At 55.4% G+C, this 24444-nt stretch carries 20 protein-coding genes, 2 tRNA genes and 1 other annotated feature; of the genes, 9 read left to right on the top strand and 13 right to left on the bottom strand.

Annotated features, from left to right (window positions below; all coding sequences use genetic code 11):
- Positions 1-3 precede the first annotated feature (3 nt).
- Positions 4-2697 carry a cation-transporting P-type ATPase gene (locus tag ACOTYH_RS06010; RefSeq protein WP_033487961.1) on the bottom strand — a complete coding sequence of 898 codons (2694 nt, stop codon included), beginning with the start codon at positions 2695-2697 and terminating at the stop codon, positions 4-6.
- 47 nt (positions 2698-2744) lie between these two features.
- A complete protein-coding gene (locus tag ACOTYH_RS06005) occupies positions 2745-3176 on the bottom strand; it encodes a universal stress protein (RefSeq protein WP_003859525.1) in 432 nt (143 codons plus the stop codon).
- A gap of 472 nt (positions 3177-3648) precedes the next feature.
- Here ACOTYH_RS06005 and ACOTYH_RS06000 point away from each other — a divergent pair, with 472 nt between their 5' ends.
- Genes ACOTYH_RS06000 through ACOTYH_RS05990 form a run of 3 tightly spaced genes read left to right on the top strand, consistent with a single transcriptional unit; the run spans position 3649 to position 8758 of the window.
- Positions 3649-4734: an efflux RND transporter periplasmic adaptor subunit gene (locus tag ACOTYH_RS06000; protein ID WP_045339064.1), complete on the top strand. Its 1086-nt coding sequence runs from the start codon at positions 3649-3651 to the stop codon at positions 4732-4734.
- The gene (locus ACOTYH_RS05995) at positions 4734-7796 is read left to right on the top strand and encodes an efflux RND transporter permease subunit (RefSeq protein ID WP_421637613.1); all 3063 of its coding nucleotides are present in this window, start codon (positions 4734-4736) and stop codon (positions 7794-7796) included. Before ACOTYH_RS06000 ends, ACOTYH_RS05995 begins: the two co-directional genes overlap by 1 nt.
- Before the next feature lie 38 nt (positions 7797-7834).
- Complete coding sequence (locus tag ACOTYH_RS05990) at positions 7835-8758, top strand: acyltransferase (RefSeq protein WP_026080612.1); 924 nt, start codon at positions 7835-7837, stop codon at positions 8756-8758.
- Here ACOTYH_RS05990 and pagP read toward each other — a convergent pair.
- Positions 8755-9330, bottom strand: a complete 576-nt coding sequence (gene pagP, locus ACOTYH_RS05985; RefSeq protein WP_003859516.1) for a lipid IV(A) palmitoyltransferase PagP — start codon at positions 9328-9330, stop codon at positions 8755-8757. The genes ACOTYH_RS05990 and pagP overlap by 4 nt on opposite strands.
- A gap of 256 nt (positions 9331-9586) precedes the next feature.
- On the opposite strand from pagP, the gene shiA reads away from it, so the two are divergent.
- The gene (shiA, locus tag ACOTYH_RS05980; protein WP_017383305.1) at positions 9587-10903 is read left to right on the top strand and encodes a shikimate transporter; all 1317 of its coding nucleotides are present in this window, start codon (positions 9587-9589) and stop codon (positions 10901-10903) included.
- 76 nt (positions 10904-10979) lie between these two features.
- Positions 10980-12434 carry an AMP nucleosidase gene (locus tag ACOTYH_RS05975; protein WP_015572404.1) on the top strand — a complete coding sequence of 485 codons (1455 nt, stop codon included), beginning with the start codon at positions 10980-10982 and terminating at the stop codon, positions 12432-12434.
- Positions 12435-12553: 119 nt separating this feature from the next.
- Here the strand turns inward: ACOTYH_RS05975 and ACOTYH_RS05970 are convergent.
- Together ACOTYH_RS05970 and emmdR are read right to left on the bottom strand one after the other, a co-directional pair.
- A tRNA-Asn gene (locus tag ACOTYH_RS05970) sits at positions 12554-12629 on the bottom strand.
- A 103-nt stretch (positions 12630-12732) separates the two neighbouring features.
- Positions 12733-14151, bottom strand: a complete 1419-nt coding sequence (gene emmdR, locus ACOTYH_RS05965) for a multidrug efflux MATE transporter EmmdR (protein WP_023294986.1) — start codon at positions 14149-14151, stop codon at positions 12733-12735.
- A 226-nt stretch (positions 14152-14377) separates the two neighbouring features.
- Between emmdR and ACOTYH_RS05960 the strand changes: the two genes are divergently transcribed.
- Positions 14378-14453: transfer RNA gene (locus tag ACOTYH_RS05960), tRNA-Asn, on the top strand.
- 146 nt (positions 14454-14599) lie between these two features.
- Here ACOTYH_RS05960 and ACOTYH_RS05955 read toward each other — a convergent pair.
- The 4 genes from ACOTYH_RS05955 to dacD all read right to left on the bottom strand — a co-directional run bounded on the left by ACOTYH_RS05955 (position 14600) and on the right by dacD (position 17997).
- Positions 14600-14935, bottom strand: a complete 336-nt coding sequence (locus ACOTYH_RS05955) for a DUF496 family protein (protein ID WP_000450410.1) — start codon at positions 14933-14935, stop codon at positions 14600-14602.
- 147 nt (positions 14936-15082) lie between these two features.
- Positions 15083-16141 (bottom strand): FUSC family protein, encoded by a 1059-nt coding sequence (locus ACOTYH_RS05950; protein WP_017693112.1) that lies wholly within the window; start codon positions 16139-16141, stop codon positions 15083-15085.
- Between the two features lie 91 nt (positions 16142-16232).
- Complete coding sequence (gene sbmC / locus ACOTYH_RS05945) at positions 16233-16706, bottom strand: DNA gyrase inhibitor SbmC (RefSeq protein ID WP_017383302.1); 474 nt, start codon at positions 16704-16706, stop codon at positions 16233-16235.
- 118 nt (positions 16707-16824) lie between these two features.
- Positions 16825-17997: a serine-type D-Ala-D-Ala carboxypeptidase DacD gene (gene dacD, locus ACOTYH_RS05940; RefSeq protein ID WP_148103664.1), complete on the bottom strand. Its 1173-nt coding sequence runs from the start codon at positions 17995-17997 to the stop codon at positions 16825-16827.
- Between the two features lie 191 nt (positions 17998-18188).
- Here dacD and sbcB point away from each other — a divergent pair, with 191 nt between their 5' ends.
- Entirely contained in the window at positions 18189-19625 is a 1437-nt protein-coding gene (gene sbcB / locus ACOTYH_RS05935; protein ID WP_370532110.1) for an exodeoxyribonuclease I, read from the top strand.
- A 121-nt stretch (positions 19626-19746) separates the two neighbouring features.
- Here the strand turns inward: sbcB and ACOTYH_RS05930 are convergent, their stop codons facing one another.
- The 4 genes from ACOTYH_RS05930 to ACOTYH_RS05915 all read right to left on the bottom strand — a co-directional run bounded on the left by ACOTYH_RS05930 (position 19747) and on the right by ACOTYH_RS05915 (position 23172).
- On the bottom strand, positions 19747-21105 hold the full coding sequence (locus ACOTYH_RS05930; RefSeq protein ID WP_006811203.1) for an APC family permease: 1359 nt from the start codon (positions 21103-21105) through the stop codon (positions 19747-19749).
- Positions 21095-21157 (bottom strand): membrane protein YoeI, encoded by a 63-nt coding sequence (gene yoeI, locus ACOTYH_RS05925; protein ID WP_099458931.1) that lies wholly within the window; start codon positions 21155-21157, stop codon positions 21095-21097. Before yoeI ends, ACOTYH_RS05930 begins: the two co-directional genes overlap by 11 nt.
- Positions 21158-21376: 219 nt before the next feature.
- On the bottom strand, positions 21377-22306 hold the full coding sequence (locus ACOTYH_RS05920) for a LysR substrate-binding domain-containing protein (protein WP_015572401.1): 930 nt from the start codon (positions 22304-22306) through the stop codon (positions 21377-21379).
- Between the two features lie 41 nt (positions 22307-22347).
- A complete protein-coding gene (locus ACOTYH_RS05915; protein ID WP_017383300.1) occupies positions 22348-23172 on the bottom strand; it encodes an SDR family oxidoreductase in 825 nt (274 codons plus the stop codon).
- Between the two features lie 172 nt (positions 23173-23344).
- Between ACOTYH_RS05915 and hisL the strand changes: the two genes are divergently transcribed.
- Both hisL and hisG read left to right on the top strand, forming a co-directional pair.
- A complete protein-coding gene (gene hisL / locus ACOTYH_RS05910; protein ID WP_099516347.1) occupies positions 23345-23395 on the top strand; it encodes a his operon leader peptide in 51 nt (16 codons plus the stop codon).
- Positions 23371-23494: a sequence feature (His leader region), on the top strand. (Overlaps the previous gene by 25 nt.)
- A gap of 45 nt (positions 23495-23539) precedes the next feature.
- Positions 23540-24439: an ATP phosphoribosyltransferase gene (gene hisG, locus ACOTYH_RS05905; protein ID WP_000886595.1), complete on the top strand. Its 900-nt coding sequence runs from the start codon at positions 23540-23542 to the stop codon at positions 24437-24439.
- Positions 24440-24444: the final 5 nt, after the last annotated feature.

Raw genomic sequence — 24444 nt, 5'->3', positions numbered from 1 at the left:
CAGTCATCTTTTCGTCGTGCGCCATCTCCGGGTAAGGACTTTTTCTGCTTCAACAATCATGAACATCGCAAACCCAATCAGGAAGGTAATGATCCAGTAGCGGAACGGTAGCGCTTCGGTACCGAACAGCATTTGCATGAACGGCGCATAGATGATCAGAAGCTGAAGGGCCAGAAGTACGCCGCTCACGATCCATATCCCCTTGTTAGCCAGCAGACCTTTACTCAGGGAGAAGCCGTCGGTGACGCGGCAGTTGAGCATGTAAAACCACTGGGCGGTGACCAGCGTTTGCAGCAACACGGTGCGAATGAACTCCGGTGAGTAGCCGCGTGGTTGCAGCCAGGCCTCCAGCACAAAGGCGCTGATGGCAATCATCAGGCCGACAAACACTACTCGCCAGATGGCATAACCGTCCATCACATGCAGGTTAGACTTACGCGGCGGCCGGTTCATGATGTCCTTCTCACCCGCTTCAAACGCCAGGCCAAACGACAGCGTTGCAGAGGTTGCCATGTTCATCCACAGGATCAGTACCGGCGTTAGTGGGATCAGGTTCCCCGCCAGCAGGGCAATAATGATCAGTAAGGCCTGGGCGATGTTGCTCGGGATAACGAACAAAATGGTCTTTTTCAGGTTGTCGTAGACCCGACGCCCTTCATGGACCGCCCGGGCAATGGTGGCAAAGTTATCATCCGTTAACACCATATCGGCGGCTTCTTTGGTGACTTCAGTACCTTTGATCCCCATCGCGATGCCGACATCCGCCCGCTTCAGCGCCGGCGCATCGTTCACCCCGTCCCCGGTCATTCCGACCACTTCCTGCTTACTTTGCAGCGCCTGCACCAGGCGGAATTTATCTTCCGGGCTGGTGCGGGCAAAGATATCGTATTTTTGCGCCGCCTCGCTCAGCTGGTGATCGTCCATCGCCTCCAGCTCGCGCCCGGTGATGGCGCTCGCCGCGTTGCCAATACCCAGCATCTGTCCAATGCTCATCGCCGTTTGTGGATGATCCCCGGTAATCATTTTCACGCGAATGCCCGCCTGCAAGCAGTCGGCAATGGCCGAAATGGCTTCCGGGCGCGGGGGATCCATCATGCCCGCAATGCCGAGCAGTATGACCCCTTCTTGCAGATCCGCATGCGTCAGCTCGCGCTGCCCGCTGGCAGCCGGTTTCCAGGCCGCAGCCACCATGCGCAATCCCTCGCGCGCATACTCTTCAATCTTCTCTTCCCAATAGTGCAGGTTGAACGGCTCCAGCCCGTTTTGGGTCTGCTGGTGCTGGCAAAGACGGAAAAGGACGTCCGGCGCACCGGTGATTAACATCACCTCTTCGTCGCCCAGGCGATAGAGGGTGGACATGTATTTATATTGCGAATCAAATGGGATTTTACTGCGCAACTCGGCGTCAATTGCCGGAAGCGGGATTTTGGCCGCCAGCACCTTCAGCGCGCCTTCGGTTGGACCGCCGGTGATTTTCCACAGCCCCTGCTCATCTTTGATCAGCTGGCTGTCATTACAGAGATCGACGGTGCGCAGATAGCGCTCCAGCACAGATCCCGGGGTCACGGTGACCGGTGTCGGATCGTCAACGGGGTGAATAGTACCCACCGGCTCGTAGCTGTCTCCCTCCACGCGGTAGGTGGTGTCCGCGGTAATCACCGCTTTTACCGTCATCTCATTCATGGTCAGGGTGCCGGTTTTATCCGAGCAGATAACCGTCATCGCCCCCAGCGTTTCCACGGTAGGCAGCTTGCGAATAATCGCCTTGCGACGCGCCATCGCCTGCACGCCCAGCGAGAGGATGATCGAGATAATGGCCGGTAATCCTTCCGGCACCGCCGCTACCGCAAGGCTAATCAACGACAGCACCAGCTCTGATACGGGCATATCACGGAAGATAAGACTGAAAACGAACAGCGCCAGCATCATTACCAGAATGGTGATAAAAATGGTCTTGCCGAGCTTGTCCATTTGCACCATCAACGGGGTACGGTGTTTTTCAATGTCTGACATCATCTGGTTGATATGGCCGAGTTCGGTCTCCCCACCGGTCGCCACCACCAGCCCTTTTCCCGCGCCGGAGCTGACGGTGGTGCCAGAATAAAGCAGGTTGTAACGGTCGCCTAACGGCAACTCCCCGTGGAGCGCATCGCTGCTTTTCTCCACTACCGTGGATTCGCCGGTGAGAATAGCTTCTTCCACCCGCAGATTGTGCGCCTCTGTCACGCGAAGATCGGCAGGAATGCGATCCCCGGCGCGTATCACGACGATATCTCCGGGCACCAGCGCTGTCGTCGGGATAGTTTCATGGTTGCCCTGCCGGATGACCACAGCCTCGCTGGAGAGCATATTGCGAATACTTTGCAGCGATTTCTCCGCATTGCTCTCCTGAATATGGCCAATCAGGGCGTTAATAATGGCTACCCCAAGAATGACAAACATATCCACCCAGTGTCCCATTATCAGCTTCAGCAGCGCCGCCGCCAGAAGGACGTAAATAAGGACATCGTTGAAATGGGCCAGAAAGCGCAGCCAGCCAGGTTTACCCGGTTTTTGCGGTAAGGCATTTTCACCGTATTTTTCCAGCCTGGCGGTGGCTTCTGTACTGCTAAGTCCGTCGAGGCTGGATTGGATATTTGTCAGGGTTTCATCAACGGTCTGTTGATAATACGGACGGTGAGGCTTTTCTGTTATCATCGTTCCTTCCTCAGGTTCTTTTCAGAAATCACCTTGCTTTCATGACATTAACGAATAACGAAAACAGGAACATGCGCGTAACGAACGATACTCGCCGCCTCTGATCCTAATAAATGAGTTTGAATATTTGGATTACGTGATCCCACAATAATCGCACCGACGTTAAGCTCATCCGCCAGTTTGATTACCTCATCACGTATATTCCCGCTGCGAACATGTAGATGGACATTTGCTTCGGGCAGGTTGATTTTTTTTACCAGCGCAGCCAGTTTTTCTTTAGCATTATTAATCATATATTCATCCATCTTTCTCGCGTCTGCAATAAAACCGCGGGTCAGTTCCGCCGAGAACTTTGGCATAACGTACAGCAGATGGACATTACCCGATGCGCTTTGCGCCAGGAATTGGGCATGCTGTAGCGCTTTATCAGACAATGCTGTTTCGTATACATCCACCGGCACCAGAATCGTTTTATACATATCAAGCATCCTTTTTATAACCAACACAACAGTGAGTGAATCAGGAGAGATCGCATCAAACCCATGGGTACAGGCGTGAATGCCTTTTACGGAAAAAAGGAATGGATGCTATTAAACGTAGCACAGGAATATCAGGATGTTATTCAAAGGGGATACACCATCGTAACGCTTGTTTCGCTTGAGTATGTCACGCCACTAATAATGGTTATTTAACATTTATTTATTCACCGACTATGCTCATAGTCAGGCATGCAACACGTTTATTCTCTTTATCCCGCGCCACCTTCAACCTCATGGAGGAATGCATGTACGGTTTAAGCCTGATTCGCCTTGGTTTGTTTATTGCGCTCGCCATTATCGCCAGCACAGCAATCGGTCTATTTACCTATGTGGTCGTCTCGGCCCTGGCAGAATAGCGCCACCCCAGCATTGATGACGAAATAAATAAAACAATTATTATCAGGGGAATACTGTGAAGCGCTACCTCTCTCTTCTGCCTGCTGTTTTATTGCTGCTGACGGCGTGCGATCCGAAACCCGACCGCGCCGCGCCCCTGCCGAAAATGGTAAAAGTCGCAGAGGTGGTCAAGGCCGGCAACGCGCAGCAGCGCGTGTTTCCCGCCCGTATTGAATCCGGCGACGCCACGGATCTCGCGTTCAAACGAGCCGGGCAGATTGAGACCCTGGACATTCGCCAGGGTGCCATTGTCAAACAGGGGCAACGACTCGCCAGCCTCAACGCCCGTGAAGCCCGGCAGCGCCTGAACGACAGGCAAACGGCGGCGACCCTGGCTCAGCGGCAATTCGACCGCTTCCAGACCCTGGCGGGACGCCAGGCCGTGTCGAAAGCCGAGATGGATGTCCAGCGCGCCAACCGCGATTCAGCAAACGCCGCGCTACAGATTGCGCGCGAAGAATTAAGCCAGATGACGCTCGTCGCCCCCTTTAGCGGGACAGCGGCCAGCGTCCATGTGCGAAATCATCAGGTCGTCTCCGCCGGCCAGCCCGTCGTCACTTTGACCCGTACCGATCTGCTGGACGTGGTGTTCAGCCTTCCAGAGAACCTGTTTAACACCTTCGATATTCGCAATGCGCAGTACAAACCGGTAGTGAGGATCAACGCCCTGCCCGGTCGCGAGTTTACCGCTGTGTACAAAGAGCACTCAGGCAGTAGCGACAGCAACACATTGACCTGGCAGGTGATTTTAACCATGCCCCGCCCGGATGATTTTCCCGTCGTGGGCGGCGTCAGCGGAACGGTCACCATCAATTTAACCAACCTTCCGGCTGGTGTGGGCAGTGAGGCGCTGGTAGTGCCGGTTGAAGCGGTCTTTAACCCGGATAACCGCCCGCGCAATGAGCCACATGTCTGGGTGGTGACGGGCGAAGGCGATACGTTGCACCTTGAAGATCGTAAGGTCAGCGTGGGGCAAGTCAGCGCTGAGGGGGTCGTCATCGTCGGTGGGCTTAAGGCCGGTGAACGCGTGGTGGCCGCAGGCGTTGGGGAGCTACATCCCAACCAGCCGGTACGTATCTGGACGCGTGAACGGGGACTGTAATGGATATCTCTCGTCAGTTTATCAGCAACCCGGTTCGCGTCTGGCTGACGATTTTGCTGCTGGGCGTAGGCGGCATTATTGCCCTGTTGAACATTGGCAGACTGGAAGATCCGGCGTTTACCATCAAAACGGCGGTGGTGATCACCCATTATCCGGGCGCGTCGGCGCAGCAGGTTGAGGAAGAGGTCACCCTGCCGCTGGAAAATGCGCTTCAGCAGTTACCTTATCTGGATAACGTCAGCTCCATCTCCTCCAGCGGCCTGTCGCAGATCACGGTCAATATAGCCTCGCGCTACCACTCAAATGCACTGCCGCAAATCTGGGATGAACTGCGTCGCCGGGTGGGAGATGCCGCCAGACAGTTTCCACCCGGCGTAGTGACCCCGTTTGTGAATGACGATTTTGGCGATGTGTTCGGCTTTTTCTTTGCCATTTCCGGAGATGAATTCAGCAATCCGGAACTGGTCCGGTATGCCGAGCTGCTGCGCCGGGAGTTGGTCCTCGTGCCAGGCGTGGGCAAAGTGGCCATCGGCGGAGCCCTCACTCAGCAGATTAACGTGGACATTTCTCTGAGCAAAATGGCCGCGCGCGGGATAACGCTGAACCAGCTTTCTGCCCAGCTCAGCAGGCTGAACGTGGTCTCCAACGCGGGAGAGATCCCCTCCGGTACCGAGTCAATTCGTCTGCATCCTACCGGTGAATTCGAAAGTATTGACGAGCTGGCCGATCTCATCGTGACCCCGCCCGGCGTTGGGGCGGCTACCCGCTTACGGGATATTGCCACCCTGTCACGCGGGCTGGATGCGTCCCCTGCCAGCATCTACCATGCCAACGGCAGAAAAGCCGTCACCATGGGCGTCTCCTTTATCCCCGGCGTTAACGTGATCGACGTGGGACATGCCCTGGAGGCGAAGCTAGAGCAGATGTCAGCCGAGAAACCGGCAGGTATCCATATCGACCTGTTTTACGATCAGGCGGCGGAGGTCGGGCATTCCGTTAACGGATTTATCATTAACTTCCTGATGGCGCTGGCGATTGTCATCGGCGTGTTGTTGATCTTTATGGGCTTACGCAGCGGGATCATTATTGCCTTTTCCCTCGCCCTCAACGTGCTGGGCACGCTGCTGATCATGTATCTCTGGGGTATTGAACTACAGCGCATTTCACTGGGCGCGCTGATCATCGCCCTCAGCATGCTGGTCGACAATGCCATTGTTATTGTCGAAGGGGTACTGGTAGCCCGACAGCAGGGCTCGTCCCTGATGAACGCCATTAGCGACATTATTCGCCGTTCTGCGCTGCCGCTGCTGGGTGCAACGGTCATCGCCATCCTGGCCTTTGCGCCCGTCGGGCTGTCACAGGATTCCACCGGCGAATACTGTAAGTCGCTGTTTCAGGTCCTGCTGATTTCGCTCATGCTGAGCTGGTTCTCAGCCCTCACCATTACGCCAGTGCTGATTAAGTGGTGGCTGTTTAAACGAGATGCTGCACCGCCAAAGGCCGACGAAACGGATCCCTATGACAAACGCATCTATCGGATCTATCAGGGTGTGCTCAACGCGCTGTTACGGCGTAAAGCGCCAACGCTGGTAGTGATGGCCGCACTGCTGGCCGCCGCCATCTGGGGCTTTGGCTCGGTGCGGCAGAACTTCTTCCCCTCCTCCAGTACGCCAATTTTCTTTGTCGACCTCTGGCTCCCTTACGGTACCGACATTAACTGGACCGAGAAGATGACCGGTGATATCGAGAAAACCATTAACGGCCAGCCAGGCGTGGAAACTACGGTCTCGACGATTGGTCAGGGAAGTATGCGATTTATTTTGACCTACAGCGGACAGCGGCAGTACAGCAACTATGCGCAAATTATGGTGAGAATGGACGACCAGCGTAACATCCCCGCCCTGACCCGCCACGTTGATGAGTACATCGCACGGAACTATCCGCAGGTTAACGCCAGCACGAAGCGGGTGATGTTTGGCCCCTCCGGCGACAGCGCCATTGAAATACGTATTAAAGGCCCCGATCCGGACAGGCTGCGTCTGATCGCCAGCCAGGTAGACAACATCCTTACGCGCGATCCGGCGACGGACAGCGTCAGGAACGACTGGCAAAATCGCAGCAAAGTGATCCGCCCGCAGTACGTCACCGCGCTGGGACGTGAGCTTGGCGTGGATAAGCAGGACGTCGATAACGCACTGGAGATGAATTTCTCCGGCAGTCGGGCGGGATTGTACAGAGAAGGCAGCGACCTGTTGCCCGTGGTGGTGCGCCCGCCGGAAAGCGAGCGGCTGGACGCCAATCACCTGAATAACGTTCTGGTCTGGAGCCAGACCCGGCAGCAGTATATTCCGCTGAGCAACGTCATCAGCGGCTTCGCGCTGGAGTGGGAAGATCCGCTGATCCTGCGCCGTGACCGCTCCCGCGTGCTGACCGTGCAGACCGACCCTGACCCGCTAAGCCAGCAAACCTCCGGCGATATTCTCGCCCGCGTGAAGCCGCAAATTGATGCCCTGCCCCTGCCCCACGGCTACAGCATTGAGTGGGGCGGGGACGCGGAGAACTCCAGCGAAGCGCAGCAGGGGTTATTTACCACGCTGCCGCTCGGCTATCTGGTGATGTTTGTGATCACGGTGCTGATGTTCAGTTCGGTGAAAAACGCCGTCGCCATCTGGCTGACCGTGCCGCTGGCGCTGATCGGCGTGACGCCGGGGTTTTTAATTACCGGCATCCCTTTTGGCTTTATGGCGTTGATTGGCCTGCTGAGCCTGAGCGGGATGCTGATCCGCAACGGCATTGTGCTGGTGGAAGAGATAGAACAGCAGAAAGTGCAGCAGGATCAGCACAGTGCGATCGTTTACGCCGCCACGTCGCGCCTGCGTCCCATCCTCCTCACCGCCTTTACGACCGTACTCGGCCTCGCCCCTCTGCTGCTGGATGTGTTCTTCCAGAGCATGGCCGTTGTGATTATGTTTGGGCTTGGGTTTGCTACAATCCTGACGCTGCTGGTACTCCCCGTAATTTACGCGTGTTTCCATCGTAAGGACAAAACTGAACAACAATGAATGCGACAGGGCTGAATATCATCAAGACGCTGGGGTGTATGACGGCGGTTACCTTTTTCACCATCTACAACACTTGGGATCATTACGATTATGACTATCACTGGATCCTCGGTTTTTTAACCTTCATTTCGACCATCGCCACGCCGTTATTTTTTGTGGTTGCAGGGTATCTGGACGGGCAATCCCGACACGGCACGCGCTGGCAGCTGGATAAGATCAAAAGTCTGGTGATCGTCTTTCTGTTCTGGGTAACGATTTACTACCTGTGGGAGCCCTATCAGCGCGGATATCTGATCCAGCCCTGGTTCGTGTTCGCGTTTATCGTGATTTACACGTTTCACCCGGTGGTGGAGTGGCTCAGCCAGCGACGAACGCTCTTTTGCGGGGTGATTGCCGCCCTGCTGCTTTTCTCATACGGGTACGATTTACTGTCAGCCCTCTATCCTGATGCCCATGTCCTTTCATTGTCGCCGCAGTATCGCCTGTGGACGTGGCTGCTGTTTTATCTGACGGGGCAGCTCTTTTGCGATCCGCAGATCGCGGCGTGGATCGGCCGCAAAAATGTGGTCAGGGCAGCGGTGATTGCCATACCGTTTATTTATCTCTTCACGTGGTTTTACGAGCGGCACTTCTTTTTTGCGCTATTTAAAGCAGACAGAAACGCCTTTATCCTCACCGGATCGCAAATCTACATTCTGATTATTGCCCTGGTGATTGCGGCCAACGGCGTGCGGTTTCGCCGCAATGCGGAGTTTAAAGAGTCCGTGCTGGCCGCCATTAGCAAAACCATGACCGGGGTCTATATTATGCACTACTCGGTGTTTCACCTGCTGACCGCGCTCATTCCGGTGACGTCCCTGAGCACCAAACTTGCTCTGATTGTGCTTACGTTTGTTACGTCGGTCCTGTTTTCGCTGCTGATCCTGTCCAACGCAGTGGCCAAAAAAGTGATCACCCTCTAAAAGCCCAGGCGCAGCCAGGCAAACAGCACGTTGCCGTTGTTGTAGGTCCCGGGAATATAGGTGAACTGGACGGTGACGCGCTTATATCCGGCAGAGAAAAGCGGGAAGATAAACGGCAGCGGGACATAGTTGGCAAAGTCGTCGCGTGCCGTGATCCCCGCAGCGGCCCCCAGCCCCAGACGGAAATCTTTTGCGTTATCCAGATACCAGCCTTTCTCCCAGCCGTAGCCCATCGCAGGCTGCCATTCGTTATGTGAATCTTTGAACATCATGGCAAAGAGCGCGCTCCAGTTGCCCTCGTCGTTGTAGCGGGACACGCCCAGCCCCCCGCCCCACGGCATTTCGTTGTAGTTGTCCGTTTTCTCTTTGTCATACATGAATCGAGCATGCCAGCTCAGAAACGGAAGGTAGAGATCGTAACGATCCGGCTGTTCCCAGGTTTGCGCAATATCGTCCGTTACTGCATCCCACCAGCGGTGAATACGCTGTTCGCCATAGACTTTCGGCTCCGCATGCAGCGGAGATACGACTAAAAACAGGACTACCCACAGTGCAGGAAAGAGGCGTTGCATCGTTATACCCTCAGCTTACGTCACGCAGCGATCGTTATTACTGTAAACCATTCAGCCCTAACCGGAGCCAAACAGGCTGATTTATGTTGTCGCCCGATAAGATGAAATTTATTTATTCTGCGCTTTCAGGAAAGATAAAAACGTTTTCTCAGGCCGCCTGTCGCGGTAGTCTCATACATTCCGTCAATATGACGGCCGTGATGTGAGTGACCTTTTCTTATACCAATAATTAAAAATCAGTACAGACAGGACAACTATGGACTCCACCCTTATCTCCGCTCGCCGCAACGAGGAGACACCTTCGCTTAACCGCGCCCGCCGCGCCGCTTTAGGTAGCTTCGCAGGCGCCGTCGTCGACTGGTATGACTTTCTGCTCTACGGTATTACCGCTGCGCTGGTCTTTAACCGTGAATTCTTTCCCCAGATCAGCCCCGCCATGGGCACGCTTGCTGCATTTGCCACCTTCGGCGTCGGTTTTCTGTTTCGTCCGCTGGGCGGGATAATTTTCGGCCACTTCGGCGATCGCCTTGGCCGGAAACGTATGCTGATGCTCACCGTCTGGATGATGGGCATTGCCACCGCGCTGATCGGTATTTTGCCCTCCTTCGCATCGATTGGCTGGTGGGCCCCGGTGTTGCTGGTGACGCTGCGCGCCATTCAGGGTTTTGCCGTCGGTGGTGAATGGGGCGGCGCGGCATTGCTGTCCGTGGAAAGCGCGCCGAAGAACAAGAAAGCGTTTTACAGCAGCGGCGTGCAGGTGGGTTATGGCGTGGGTCTGCTGCTCTCCACGGGCCTGGTGTCGCTAATAAGCCAGCTCACGACAGACGAGCAGTTCCTGAGCTGGGGCTGGCGTATTCCGTTTATCTTCAGCATTGTGCTGGTCGTGGTGGCCCTGTGGATCCGTAACGGCATGGAAGAGTCGGCTGAGTTTGAGCGGCAGCAGCGCGAAAAACCGGTCGCGAAAAAACGGCTGCCGGTGATGGAAGCGCTGGTGCAGCACCCTGGCGCTTTTCTGAAAATCATTGCCCTGCGCCTGTGCGAACTGCTAACGATGTATATCGTCACCGCCTTTGCCCTGAACTACTCCACGCAAAACCTCGGCCTGCCGCGGGAATTGTTCCTGAATATTGGCCTGGTGGTGGGCGGGATCAGCTGCCTGACCATCCCCTGCTTCGCCTGGCTGGCGGATCGCTTTGGCCGTCGACGGGTGTATATCACCGGGGCGCTCATCGGCACACTCAGCGCCTGGCCGTTCTTTATGGCGCTGGAGGCACAGTCGGTCTTCTGGATTGTCTTCTTCGCGATCATGCTTGCGAACATCGCTCACGATATGGTGGTCTGCGTGCAGCAGCCAATGTTCACCGAGCTGTTTGGCGCAAGCTACCGCTACAGCGGCGCGGGCGTGGGGTATCAGGTGGCGAGCGTGGTCGGCGGCGGGTTTACGCCGTTTATCGCCGCCGCGCTGGTGACGTTCTCAGGCGGTAACTGGCATAGCGTGGCGATTTATCTGCTGGCGGGTTGCCTGCTTTCTGCCGCCACCGCCCTGTTGATGAAGGAAACCGCGCACAGCTGATCTCCTCACTTTTGTTTCACAGGCGTGTGACATACTATCGGGTAAAGCCGCACACCTGTGGAACAAGGAGACAGACATGAATAATAAGGGCTCCAGCCTGACCCCGGCTCAGGCGCTGGAAAAACTCGACGCGCTGTATGAACAGTCCGTCAATGCACTGCGCAGCGCCATCAGTGACTATATCGAAACAGGGAAACTTCCCGATGAAAAGGCCAGAACCCAGGGCCTTTTTGTTTATCCATCGCTCTCTGTCACCTGGGACGGCAGCGCCAGCAGCAATCCGAAAACCCGCGCCTATGCGCGTTTCACCCACTCCGGCTGTTACAGCACGACCATCACGCGACCTGCGCTGTTCCGCCCCTACCTGGAAGAGCAGCTTACCCTGCTGTATCAGGATTACGGCGCGCATATCAGCGTTGAACCGTCCCTGCACGAGATCCCTTACCCGTACGTGATAGACGGTTCAGCGCTGACGCTGGATCGCTCCATGAGCGCGGGGCTGACCCGCCACTTCCCGACCACTGAGCTGTCGCAGATTGGCGATGAGACGGCGGACGGGATCTATCACCCGGCAGAGTTTTCACCGCTGTCGCACTTTGATGCCCGCCGTGTCGATTTCTCGCTGGCACGCCTGCGCCACTACACCGGCACGCCAGCCGAACATTTCCAGCCGTTCGTGTTGTTTACCAATTACACCCGCTATGTGGACGAATTTGTCCGCTGGGGCTGTAGCCAGATCCTCGATCCGGATAGCCCTTACATCGCCCTCTCCTGCGCGGGCGGGATCTGGATCACCGCCGAAACCGAAGCACCGGAAGAGGCCATCTCCGACCTGGCGTGGAAAAAGCACCAGATGCCAGCCTGGCACCTGATCACCGCCGACGGTCAGGGCATTACGCTGATTAACATCGGCGTTGGCCCGTCGAATGCGAAAACCATCTGCGACCATCTGGCGGTACTGCGCCCGGACGTCTGGCTGATGATCGGCCACTGCGGTGGCCTGCGTGAAAGTCAGCTGATTGGCGATTACGTCCTCGCCCACGCTTATTTGCGTGACGACCATGTCCTTGACGCGGTTCTGCCGCCGGATATTCCTATCCCGAGTATCGCGGAAGTGCAGCGCGCCCTGTACGACGCCACCAAAGAGGTGAGCGGCATGCCGGGTGAAGAGGTGAAGCAGCGCCTGCGTACCGGTACGGTCGTCACCACCGACGATCGTAACTGGGAGCTGCGCTATTCCGCCTCCGCCCTGCGTTTCAATCTCAGCCGTGCGGTCGCAATCGATATGGAAAGCGCCACCATTGCCGCGCAGGGCTATCGCTTCCGCGTCCCTTACGGCACGCTGCTGTGCGTGTCCGATAAACCGCTGCACGGCGAGATCAAACTGCCGGGCCAGGCGAACCGTTTTTACGAAGGGGCGATCTCAGAGCATCTTCAGATTGGCATTCGCGCCATCGATTTACTGCGTGCAGAGGGCGACAAACTGCATTCCCGCAAGCTGCGCACCTTCAATGAGCCACCGTTCCGCTGATAACAAGGACCCACTCACCCGGCCTGGGATTCCGTAGGTCGGGTAAGCGGAGCGCCACCCGACAATTTCACGAACGCAGAAAAGCAAAAAGCCTGCTTTAAAAGCAGGCTTTTTAAATTTGGCTCCTCTGACTGGACTCGAACCAGTGACATACGGATTAACAGTCCGCCGTTCTACCGACTGAACTACAGAGGAATCGTGTGAACGGGGCGCATATTATCGATGCGCTCTGAGGATGTCAAAGGGTGAATGCAGATTTTCAATCGTTTGCCGATTTATTCTCCACTTCGCACATTTGTCAGGCACTTGCCGTTTCCGAAACCTCCTGCTCCGGTTTTTTTCGCGGATATTTCCACAGCCAGCGCCCGCTCACCATGCGCCAGTAGAACAGCGCCCCGCGCACGGCCCAGTCAAGGAACATCCCCAGCCAGACGCCGACAACGCCCATACCCAACATTACCCCCAGCGTGTAGCCCGCCACAACGCGACAGCCCCACATGCCGAGCATGGAGACCCACATCGCAAACCGGGCATCGCGCGCCCCTTTCAGCCCGGCAGGAAGTACCCAGGACGCGGCCCAAATTGGCATAAACGCCGCGTTGAGCCAAATGAGCACCTTCACGACCTCCTTCACGTCATTTTCATGCGTATAGAACGAGGCCATCAGCCCGGCAAAAGGCGCAGTTCCCCACGCAATCGCCGTCAGTCCAATAGTTGAAAGCCAGAAGACGTGCCGAAGTTGCCGTTCCGCCTGCCCTATCTGCCCCTTTCCGAGACGTCTGCCGGTGATGATCGTCGACGCCGACCCCAGCGCGTTTCCCGGCAGGTTAATGAGTGAGGCGATGGAGAAGGCAATAAAGTTGCCGGCGATGACGTCTGTTCCCATCCCGGCAACAAACATCTGCGTCAGCAGTTTCCCACCGTTAAACAACACGGATTCGATGCTGGCCGGAATCCCGATCCCCATCACTTCCCAGATAATGGCGAAGTTAAGCGGACGGAAATAGCTTTTCAGCGTCAGGCGCAACGATGGCGTAATTCCCGCCATCAGTACGCCAATTATCGCCGCCGCACCAATATAGCGGGAAATGGTCAGCCCTAAACCCGCGCCGACAAAGCCCAGCCCCTCCCAGGAAAAGACGCCGTAAATCAAAACGCTGCTGATAATGATATTCAGGATGTTCATGCCGCCGTTGATCAGCAGCGGAATTTTGGTATTTCCTGCTCCACGAAGCGCACCGCTACCAATCAGCGCGATGGCAGCTGCCGGATAACTCAGCACCGTCATTTCCAGGTAGGTGAGAGCCAGATCCTTCACCTCGCTGGTCGCTTCTCCCGCGACAATGTCGATAATTTCTTTGCCGTAATAATGGATAACCGCCGCAAGGATGATCGAAAAGAGGGTCATGATCATCAGCGACTGTCTGGCCGCTTCGCGGGCACGCTTCGGATCGAGCTTGCCCAGGCTAAACGCCACCACCACCGTCGTACCGAGATCGATAGCGGCAAAGAAGGACATCACAACCATGTTGAAACTGTCCGCCAGCCCTACCCCGGCCATGGCTTCTTTACCGAGCCAGCTCACCAGAAAGGTGCTCAGCACCCCCATTAGCAGGACGCAGGTATTCTCCAGGAAAATAGGCACGGCAAGGGGGGTGATTTCACGCCAGAACAGAACTCGATAACTCTTACGTTTTGCATACCAGGGCGTGCGCATAATCGCCTGGCGTAGGGGTGCGGTGACGTTCAAAATGGACCTTAGCGAGAAAGTTGAAACTCCATTTCAAATGATGGGGCAGAAATGCGTATCCTGCAAAGTATTTTCCATAAAATTATGTTTGGATTTACAACAAAATGACGACAGAATCATCAAACAAACGCTTTTGCCTGAGATCAGGTTTGACAAAAGTTTTTTCGCCGCTAAGATAAGCCTCCACAACGATTCCTCTGTAGTTCAGTCGGTAGAACGGCGGACTGTTAATCCGTATGTCACTGGTTCGAGTCCAGTCAGAGGAGCCAAATTTAAAAAGCCTGCTTTTAGAGCAGGCTTTTTGCTTTTCTGCGTTCGTGAAATTGTCGGGTGGCGGCTTCGCCTTACCCGACCTACGTGATAACAGTCCTGTAGGCCCGGTAAGCGCAGCGCCACCGGGCAACAGAGTGTGCGATTACTCGCCTTTAGCGTCGACGTTTTTGATTTCGCCCATCACTTTCAGCTTCTTGGAGATGTCGCGACGCTCTTTGGAGAGCTCAGCGTTTTTGATGATGTAGTCATCAACGCGATCTTCATAATCGCTCTTCATGCTGGCGATGATGCCCTGAATAGCTTCAACGCTCATGCCAGGCTTGATGTAGTCGCTCAGGTTGTCCAGCAGCAGGACACGTTTCTGGTTGTCACGGATCTTCTTCTCTACGTCCTGGATTTCGCGCTGTAGCTTGTTTTTGCGGCGGAACAGGCGGACGAACTCCAGAACATCCTGGAACGAAGGCTTGGTAGTTTCCATTTTTACACCCCTGATAATGTGAGATTCGGATTCGTTAAAGCAACCGTTTTAACAGACAGCGGCTGCGAATGACAATGAGTATATCGTTTAAAACCATCATAACCCTAATTGTTGCTGAATCGAAGCAGCAGGCATCACATACGCTTTTTATTTGCGCAGCGCCCGACAAATCAGCTGCGATAACAACTCCAGCTGTCGCGCCAGCTCCATACTCAGCCAGACATAACCATGGATGGGCGTTTCCGCCACATTGTCTCCCTGGCGCTCATTCATCAGCTGTTTAAGCTCGGCGACGATTTCGTTCAGCCGCTCGCTGTTCGCCCGTATCGGCTGTGGGTTACCTTCGTAGAGCGCATGGGCGATGGTCAGCAGGGTTTGTTGCGTCATCTGCTGCGTCTCTTTCAGCGTATGCGCGTTGAGCATCAGAAGATGGCTGGGGCGTGAGGCCCAGTGGGCATTGATTTGCAGTTCAAGCATACAGACCAGATTACGGCTGACCGTCTGAATAGCTTCAAAAATGGCTTTCTGGATATGGGTTTCTTTGCTTGCCGGGGTAATCAACCCGCGCATTTTGACCACATCATTGAGGATTTTTTGCAGGTGCTTTTCCAGCCGCGGGCGCTCAATCAGATTCGGCGAAAACCCGGCCTGGTAGACCCGGTTAAATGCCGTGACGTAGTTTGCCATCTGAATGCGCCAGTGCAGGAAGGCGCGCTGCGGCCAGATGCCGGTAAACAGCATGGCGAGCAACGAGCCGAGGATCACGTCCCCGCTTCGCCACAATGCGGTGGTCATATCGCCCGCCGGTGCGCCGACCACAACCGCGAGCGTAATGCCAATCAGCAGCGCCTGATACGGTTTCTTGCCGAGGGCCAGCCATCCACAAAGAAACATCGCCACCGCGCACCACAGCAACATGACCGGAAACGAAATCAGCTCCAGCTTCAGGGCGATAAGCCCAAGCGCTGAGCCTAAAACGGTGCCGCCTATGCGTTCGAAAGCGCGCGGGACCACGTTCCCCCAGAATGAGATCGGCCCCATCACCACCACCAGCGTGATCAGCGGCCACGTCCCTTCCGGGATATCCAGCAGACGAACCAGTACGAAGGTCAACACAAACGCCAGCGCAATGCGGCAACCGTGCACCACGCGATAATGTTTGTATAACCGAATTTCAAAAGGGGTTAATGACTTGTCGGGGCGCACACCCGTCTCCAGCTCTACGGCAAACCACAATTGTACTGTGTTTTCAGCCGGGTGGATCGCGCCCGGCTGAAAAACCCTGCATTTCGCAGGATTATCCCACTTTGTGCTCTACCGGTACAAACATCTCAATATCCCAGTAGCCATCAGCATTGCCATCGTTCAGATAGCGTTCGAAGCAGGGTTTTGCCGCGATCTGGAATTTGTTGTCTTCCAGCAGGGAGTTGAAGAACTGATACCATGGAGTGGCGAAATCATGATTTTCGACGCGCGCGGCAGCAATAGCATACTCTCCGGCAGCAATTTCGGTCATCATCACCCCTTCGCTGTTCTCAGGGATAGTGAAATCGTCCGTTACCGTTACGGCGGTAACGCAGCGGAGCTTTTCTGCCGGCACGTCATCCGGATTGTCATAATAAACGGCCACCCACTCCTGCGGCTGAATATGACGCCCGTCTACCCACATGACCAGCTGTTCAAATCCCTGCTTGACCGTCTTTTCCCACGGCCCCACGAGATGAAAGCCAGCGATCGTACGTTTCTGTTGCTGCCTGATGCTGTAGTCCATGCTGCCTCCGTTTATTACTGTATATATATACACTGTAAAGCAGAATCGAGATTATCGGCAAACCAGGAGTGTTTATTATGTGAGCAGACTCGCAACACTGCCAGTCTGCCCAAAAAGGTCAGAGTTTATGATGCAGATAATCGCCGAGGCGGGAGAAAAGGCCGCCCTTTTCAACGCTTTCCAGCGTAACCAATGGCCAGTGCGCGACCACCTTGTCACGATCGTACAGCTGGATCTCCCCTACCCGCTGATGCGCGGCGATCGGCGCTTCCAGCTCTTTTTTATCCATCACGTATTTCGCCTTGATGTTTGGCACTTCCGATTTGGGTAATGCCAGCCAGAAGTCCTGATCCGTGCCCAGCGCGATCTGCTCTTTATCGCCGTACCAGATGCGCTCGATTCCCACCTTTTTACCGTTATGCAGGATCTGCACCGTATCAAAATTTTGCTGTCCCCAGTGCAGCAGCTTGCGCGCCTGATCTTCACGTCCTTTCGGGCTGTCTGCCCCCATCACCACCGCAATCAGTCGACGCTGACCGTCCACCGCGGAGGCAATCAGGTTAAAGCCCGCGCCCGAGGTGTGACCCGTTTTCAGACCATCCACGTTCATGGTCTTATCCCACAGCAGGCCGTTGCGGTTCTGCTGGGTGATGCCGTTCCAGGTCAGGCTCTTTTCGCTGTACATGTGATAGAACTCAGGCTCGCCGTGAATGATGGCCCGGGAAAGCACGGCGAGATCGTAAGCGGAGCTGTGCTGGCCCGGTGCATCCAGCCCGTGTACGGTTTCGAAGTGGGTATCGCGCAGGTTCAGCTTTTCAACGTAGTCATTCATCATCCTGACGAACTGCGGCTGACCGCCCGCCACGTGATCCGCCAGCGCCACGCAGGCGTCATTGCCGGAATCAACAATCAGGCCGCGGCTGAGATCGCGCACGGAAACCCGATCGCCCTCCTTCAGAAACATCAGCGACGAACCGTCAAAGACCGGATTGCCTTTTGCCCAGGCGTCACGTCCGACCGTCACAATGTCATCGGGGCTGATGCGGTGGCTATCAATGGCACGATCGACAACGTACCCCGTCATCAGTTTGGTCAGGCTCGCCGGATTACGCTGCTGATGTTCGTTGCCCGCCGTTAAGATTTGACCCGTGGTGTAATCCATCAATACCCAGGAGCCAGCCTGGATGGCAGGCGGCTGAGGTGAAAAATCCAGCGGCTCGGCAGCCAGCGCGGATGAAATACTCGAAGCGAGTAAAGAAACAGCAATAAACAGACGGCGTTTCAACGGTATATCCTCAGGTCAGTAAAAATCGATGACCTTTTTACGGGAGTTCTGATGTCGTTACCTGCCTTAATTGCAAAAAAATGTGACAGCACGCAGATTTTTTCGGAACAAATCTCGCAAATTTCTTGCCTGACGGTGCTTTTTATTCGGACTGCTCACCCCAATCGTTTACCATAGAGACGTCAATTTTTAACAGGATGAGATTACTGGTGTCTGACTCTGCCGCGCGCCCGACTTTTTTGTTCCACGATTACGAAACCTTTGGCACCCATCCGGCGCTGGACCGACCGGCGCAGTTTGCGGCTATCCGTACCGATGACGAATTTAACGTCATCGGCGAACCCGAGGTGTTTTACTGTAAGCCCGCCGATGACTATCTGCCGCAGCCGGGCGCGGTAATGGTGACGGGCATCACGCCTCAGGAAGCGCGGGATAAAGGCGTTAGCGAAGCAGAATTTGCCCGTCGCATCCACGACCTGTTCACGGTGCCCAATACCTGCGTGGTGGGTTACAACAACATCCGTTTTGACGATGAAGTGACGCGCAATATCTTCTACCGCAACTTCTACGATCCGTATGCCTGGAGCTGGCAGAACCGTAATTCACGCTGGGATTTGCTGGATATCATGCGCGCCTGCTATGCGCTGCGCCCGGAGGGGATTAACTGGCCGGAGAACGACGACGGCTTGCCGAGCTTCAGGCTCGAGCACCTGACGCGGGCCAACGGCATCGAGCACAGCAACGCCCACGACGCGATGGCAGACGTTTACGCGACCATCGCTATGGCGAAACTTGTAAAAACCGCGCAGCCGCGCCTGTTTGAGTATCTGTTGAGCCATCGCAGCAAGCAAAAGCTGATGACGCTAATTGACGTGCCGCAGATGAAACCGCTGGTGCATATTTCAGGGATGTTCGGTGCGTGGCGCGGGAATACAAGCTGGGTGGCGCCGCTTGCCTGGCATCCGGACAACCGTAACGCCGTCATCATGGTGGATCTCGCCGGAGATATCTCCCCGCTGCTTGAGCTCGACAGCGACACCTTACGTGAACGGCTCTATACGCCGAAAGAGGCGCTGGGTGACCTGCCAGCCATACCGGTAAAACTGGTGCACATCAATAAGTGCCCGGTGCTGGCGCAGGCCAACACGCTGCGCCCGGAAGACGCCGACCGGCTGGGGATTAACCGTCAGCACTGCCTCGATAACCTGAAAGTGCTGCGCGACAACCCGCATGTGCGCGAGAAAGTCGTCGCCATTTTTGCCGAAGCAGAGCCGTTCGTGCCGTCTGAGAATGTGGATGCGCAGCTTTATAACGGCTTCTTCAGCGACGCCGATCGCGCGGCGATGAATATCGTGCTGCAAACCGACCCGCGTAACCTGCCCGCGCTGGATATCACCTTCGCAGATAAGCGCATTGAGAAGCTGATGTTTAATTATCGCGCGCGCAACTATCCCGGCACGCTGGATGAAGCAGAGCAGGAACGCTGGTTACAGCATCGGCGCAACGTGTTTACGCCGGAGTTTCTTAATAGCTACGCCCAGGAGCTGGAGATGCTTTACGGTCAGTATGAAGGGAATGCTGAGAAGCAGGCGCTGCTGAAAGCGCTGTTCCAGTATGCGCAAGAAATTGTCTGAGTAGCGGGTACAAAAAAGCCGGAGGCGATGTCTCCGGCTTTTTTTTGCCGGGTGGCGCTAACGCTTACCCGGCCTACGAAACTGTAGGTCGGGTTGAGCATAGCCGTCACCCGACACAGTCTTACGCGACGTCTTCGTACTGAGGAACCGGGTTGCGGAAGCTTCTGGTCACGCAAGCCAGGTAAATCAGACCGATTGCACCCCAGATCAGACCCAGAACCATTGAGCTCTCTTCCAGGTTGATCCACAGGGCGCCCACCGTCAGGGCACCACACACTGGCAGCACCAGATAGTTGATGTGGTCCTTCAGCGTCTTGTTGCGCTTCTCACGGATCCAGAACTGCGAAATCACGGAGAGGTTAACGAAGGTGAACGCCACCAGCGCACCAAAGTTAATCAGCGCCGTGGCCGTTACCAGGTCGAATTTAATCGCCAGCAGGGCAATAGCGCCCACCAGCAGCACGTTCCACGCCGGGGTACGCCATTTAGGATGCACGTAACCGAAGAAGCGGGTTGGGAACACACCGTCACGGCCCATCACGTACATCAGACGAGAAACGCCCGCGTGCGCAGCCATACCGGAAGCCAGTACGGTGACGCTGGAGAAGATCAGCACGCCCCACTGGAAGGTTTTACCCGCCACGTACAGCATAATTTCAGGCTGTGATGCATCCGGATCTTTAAAGCGAGAGATATCCGGGAAGTACAGCTGTAAGAAGTAAGACGCACCGATGAAGATCAGGCCGCCAATCAGCGCGGTGAGGAAAATCGCTTTCGGGATCACGCGCTCAGCGTCTTTGGTCTCTTCAGACAGAGAAGAGATACCGTCGAAGCCCAGGAACGAGAAGCACAGGATAGTCGCACCGGTGATCATCGGGACTACGTGCGCGCCTTCAGACCAGAACGGACGGGTGCTGGTCAGCGTACCTGCGCCTTCCCCGTGGGAAACGCCGTAGATGATCAGCCCAACGATAACCGCAACAATCCCCATCTGAAGGATCACAATCAGGGTGTTGAAGTTAGCCACGGTCTTGATGCTGCGCAGGTTAGAGATGGTCATAAAGGCCACCAGCGCCACAACGAAGATCCACGACGGCACGGAAGGCACCAGCGCTTCGAAGTAAATTTTTGCCAGCAGAATGTTGATCATCGGCATGAACAGGTAGTCCAGCAGTGATGACCAGCCCACCATAAAGCCAACCGCCGGGCTAATGGATTTCTGAGCATAGGTGTACGCAGAGCCTGCGGACGGGAAACGGCGAACCAGTTTACCGTAGCTCAGCGCTGTAAAGAGGATGGCGACCAGCGCAAAGGCGTACGCCGTTGCAACGTGACCGTCAGTAAGGCCTGATACGATACCGAATGTATCGAACAGCGTCATCGGTTGCATATAGGCAAGGCCCATCATAACAACCGGAATCAACGTAAGCGTTTTACGTAATTCCACGCGAGAGGTGTTTGGAGTTGCGTTATGCGACATAGTTATTCTCCTTTACGGTGATAACCGCCACGTAAGCGAAAAATTGCCCCATTTCTTTCTTCCTCAGCGACAACAACTGTCGGATTTTAGTAAATATCTATCCGGTACGAAGCCCGGCCTCTTGGTTTTTAGTTTCGTTTCGTACATGCAAAAAAAAATAACCGACGCCTTTTATATCGTCGATTATTCATTTGTTTGCAGCGGCGGCATTTTGCCCTATTCCAGATACAAAAGGCAATACATTGAGAAACCTGCCCATAAATTAATTTTACTAACTGATTGATTTCCCATCATCTGCCTGAGCGTAAACTGTGGCGATAGCACTATTTGCTAAAATTTCGTCTCGCCACCAGGCGCTGGCAAGCCCAGCGGTCTGTTCATTCCAGCCTACCCATACCGATTCGTTACTGCTCTGCGCTAAAACTTGTTTTTCCACCAGCGCTCCGCTGTCAATAAACCGCTGCGCTAAATAACGGGGAAGGTAACCGCACCCCAGGCCGCTTATTTGCAGCTCCAGCTTGGTTTTAAAATCAAAAACGGTGATGGCCTCCTGCTCATCCAGCAGCTGCGATGAAATGCCGCATTCGGGGCGAGAACTGTCTCCAACCACAATGGCGCGATAGTTTTTAATGACGCGTCGGGTAACAGGCTCCGGTTCATTCGCCAGCGGGTGATGAGGCGCAACGGCAAAAACCTGCTCCAGAACGCCGAGCCGCGCAAAACCAAATTCGCTCAACTGGGGAGGCTCATGCAGCGCCCCAACGATGATATCCGCCCTGCCCTGCGTCAGGGCCTCCCAGGAACCGCCCAGCACGCCATTGATAAAAACCAGCCGGGTGACGCTGTGGCGCTGATAGAACGCCTCAATAAGCGGGGTAAGCAGGGAGAAAGGGAATGTATCATCAACCCCAATCACCAGCTCATTTTCCCAGCCCTGGTGAAGTTTGACGGCCTGTTTTTCCAGCTCGCGAACCGTATGCAGCACGTCACGCCCTTTTTCCAGCAGCATCTGCCCTGTACGGGTGAAACGCGCGCGATGCCCGGTGCGGTCAAGGATTTGGATATTAAGATCGCTCTCGAGCTTTTGCACGGTGTAGCTCAGAGCCGAAGGGGTTTTATAGAGCTTCGCCGAGGCGGCGGCAAAGCTCCCCTCTTTTTCCAGCGCATCCAGAATAACAAGAACATCCAGCAGCGGTTTCATCTTCGCCCCCTTGCGGTGTGCGATTGTCTCCGCCGGCGCAATTATTCCATGGGCATAACCAGCGGATCGGGATACTGATATTCAAATCCCAGTTCATGGCAAATACGATTGCCATCAATAATTTTGCCTTTGCGTTCCCCCTGCGCCTCGCTGAATACCGGCGGCGCCAGGCCCAGCTGGCGCGCCATCAGCGGATAAAAGGTACTGCGCGGCGGATGCGAAGGCGCACATATATTATAGATGTGCCCCCCTTTCGGAGCCTGCAAAAGCAGTTCAATTGCACCGATAACATCCTCAAGATGCACAAGATTAACCCCGTGCTGGCCATCCGGCGCAGATTTACCGGCAAAGAAGCGCCCCGGATGACGCCCCGGCCCCACCAGCCCGGCCAGACGTAAGATATCCACCTGCGTGCCAGGCAGATTGTGCAGCCAGTCTTCCAGCTCTTTCAGTACCCGGCCGCTGGCGGTCACCGGACGGCGCTCGGTGTTTTCTTTCGCCGTACCGTCGATATCGCCATAGACGGAGGTGGAGCTGGTGAAAATGATACGCGGGATATGGTGCGCCAGGGCGCTGTCGACGATCTCCTGCACCGCCTGCAAGTAAAAAGACTCACCCGGGCCGCTGCGCCGCGCCGGTAAGGTAATGACCAGCGCGTCCACATTCATCAGTTCATCCAGCTCGTCGGTATCGCAGATAAGCTCGGGTTCGAGACGCAGCTCGACACCATCAATGCCGCACATGCGTGCCGCTTCAACCCCATCTCGGGTGGTCTTACTCCCTGTCACCTGCCAGCCTTTCGCGGCTAATGACATCGCCAGTGGCATTCCTAACCATCCTAACCCGACAATCGCGACCTTTTTCATTACATTCTCCGCTTAACGATGCCTGTTATAAGGCTACGCCAGCCTGGTGGAACGCACAATTCATACCATCAATATGAAATGAATTAATGATCAAAAAAAGCCCTTGCTTTATGGCGTACAACTGGTTTAGGTTAAAAGACATCAAATGCATAAGCATTCAACGAGAATTTATATGACACGCGTTCCTTTTAAAAACCACCATCATCACCATCATCCTGACTAGTCTTTCAGGCGATGTGTGCTGGAAGACGTTTGGATCTTCCAGTGGTGCATGAACGCATGAAAAAGCCCCCGGAAGATCTTCTTCCGGGGGCTTTTTTTTGGACCGCATTCAGACAGGTTAAAACAGGTTAACGAGGAACACAGAATGTTAGATAACTCACGTTTACGCATAGCTATTCAAAAATCAGGCCGTTTAAGCGACGATTCACGCGAACTGCTGGCCCGCTGCGGGATTAAAATCAACCTGCACACCCAGCGCCTGATCGCCCTGGCTGAAAATATGCCGATCGACATTCTGCGCGTACGTGATGACGATATCCCGGGCCTGGTGATGGATGGCGTCGTTGATCTCGGCATCATCGGCGAAAACGTACTGGAAGAAGAGTTATTAACCCGCCGCGCGCAGGGCGAAGATCCGCGCTACTTTACCCTGCGTCGTCTGGACTTTGGCGGCTGCCGCCTGTCGCTGGCTACGCCGGTCGATGAAGCCTGGGACGGCCCGGCCGCGCTGAACGGCAAACGTATCGCCACCTCTTACCCTCACCTGCTGAAGCGTTACCTCGATCAAAAAGGCGTGCAGTTTAAATCCTGTCTGCTGAATGGCTCTGTTGAAGTGGCGCCGCGTGCGGGCCTGGCCGATGCCATCTGTGACCTCGTCTCCACCGGCGCCACGCTCGAAGCGAACGGCCTGCGCGAAGTGGAGGTGATCTACCGCTCCAAAGCCTGCCTGATTCAGCGCGACGGCGAGATGGCCGACGCCAAACAGCAGCTCATCGACAAGCTGCTGACCCGCATTCAGGGCGTGATTCAGGCGCGTGAATCCAAATACATCATGATGCATGCGCCGACCGAGCGCCTGGACGAAGTGATTGCCCTGCTGCCGGGCGCTGAGCGTCCAACCATTCTGCCGCTGGCGGGCGACCAGCAGCGCGTGGCGATGCACATGGTCAGCAGCGAAACCCTGTTCTGGGAAACCATGGAAAAACTGAAGGCGCTGGGCGCAAGTTCCATTCTGGTGCTGCCAATTGAGAAGATGATGGAGTAACGACC

Source organism: Enterobacter cloacae complex sp. SHL001, assembly GCF_049236825.1.
GTDB classification, from domain to species: Bacteria; Pseudomonadota; Gammaproteobacteria; order Enterobacterales; family Enterobacteriaceae; genus Enterobacter; species Enterobacter hormaechei_C.
Note: the sequence above shows the minus strand (reverse complement) of the source record. Positions and strands in the feature narration are given on the sequence as shown.

What these genes read in the sequence shown, in the direction of transcription:
- shiA (WP_017383305.1), top strand. Translation starts at nt 9,587, where the DNA reads ATGGACTCCACCCTTATCTCCGCTCGCCGCAACGAGGAGACACCTTCG.
- ACOTYH_RS05990 (WP_026080612.1), top strand. Translation starts at nt 7,835, where the DNA reads ATGACGGCGGTTACCTTTTTCACCATCTACAACACTTGGGATCATTAC.
- ACOTYH_RS05955 (WP_000450410.1), bottom strand. Translation starts at nt 14,935, where the DNA reads ATGGAAACTACCAAGCCTTCGTTCCAGGATGTTCTGGAGTTCGTCCGC.
- sbmC (WP_017383302.1), bottom strand. Translation starts at nt 16,706, where the DNA reads ATGGACTACAGCATCAGGCAGCAACAGAAACGTACGATCGCTGGCTTT.
- hisG (WP_000886595.1), top strand. Translation starts at nt 23,540, where the DNA reads ATGTTAGATAACTCACGTTTACGCATAGCTATTCAAAAATCAGGCCGT.
- ACOTYH_RS06005 (WP_003859525.1), bottom strand. Translation starts at nt 3,176, where the DNA reads ATGTATAAAACGATTCTGGTGCCGGTGGATGTATACGAAACAGCATTG.
- ACOTYH_RS05995 (WP_421637613.1), top strand. Translation starts at nt 4,734, where the DNA reads ATGGATATCTCTCGTCAGTTTATCAGCAACCCGGTTCGCGTCTGGCTG.
- emmdR (WP_023294986.1), bottom strand. Translation starts at nt 14,151, where the DNA reads ATGCGCACGCCCTGGTATGCAAAACGTAAGAGTTATCGAGTTCTGTTC.
- sbcB (WP_370532110.1), top strand. Translation starts at nt 18,189, where the DNA reads ATGAGATTACTGGTGTCTGACTCTGCCGCGCGCCCGACTTTTTTGTTC.
- pagP (WP_003859516.1), bottom strand. Translation starts at nt 9,330, where the DNA reads ATGCAACGCCTCTTTCCTGCACTGTGGGTAGTCCTGTTTTTAGTCGTA.
- ACOTYH_RS06010 (WP_033487961.1), bottom strand. Translation starts at nt 2,697, where the DNA reads ATGATAACAGAAAAGCCTCACCGTCCGTATTATCAACAGACCGTTGAT.
- ACOTYH_RS05915 (WP_017383300.1), bottom strand. Translation starts at nt 23,172, where the DNA reads ATGAAAAAGGTCGCGATTGTCGGGTTAGGATGGTTAGGAATGCCACTG.
- ACOTYH_RS05930 (WP_006811203.1), bottom strand. Translation starts at nt 21,105, where the DNA reads ATGTCGCATAACGCAACTCCAAACACCTCTCGCGTGGAATTACGTAAA.
- ACOTYH_RS05975 (WP_015572404.1), top strand. Translation starts at nt 10,980, where the DNA reads ATGAATAATAAGGGCTCCAGCCTGACCCCGGCTCAGGCGCTGGAAAAA.
- ACOTYH_RS05920 (WP_015572401.1), bottom strand. Translation starts at nt 22,306, where the DNA reads ATGAAACCGCTGCTGGATGTTCTTGTTATTCTGGATGCGCTGGAAAAA.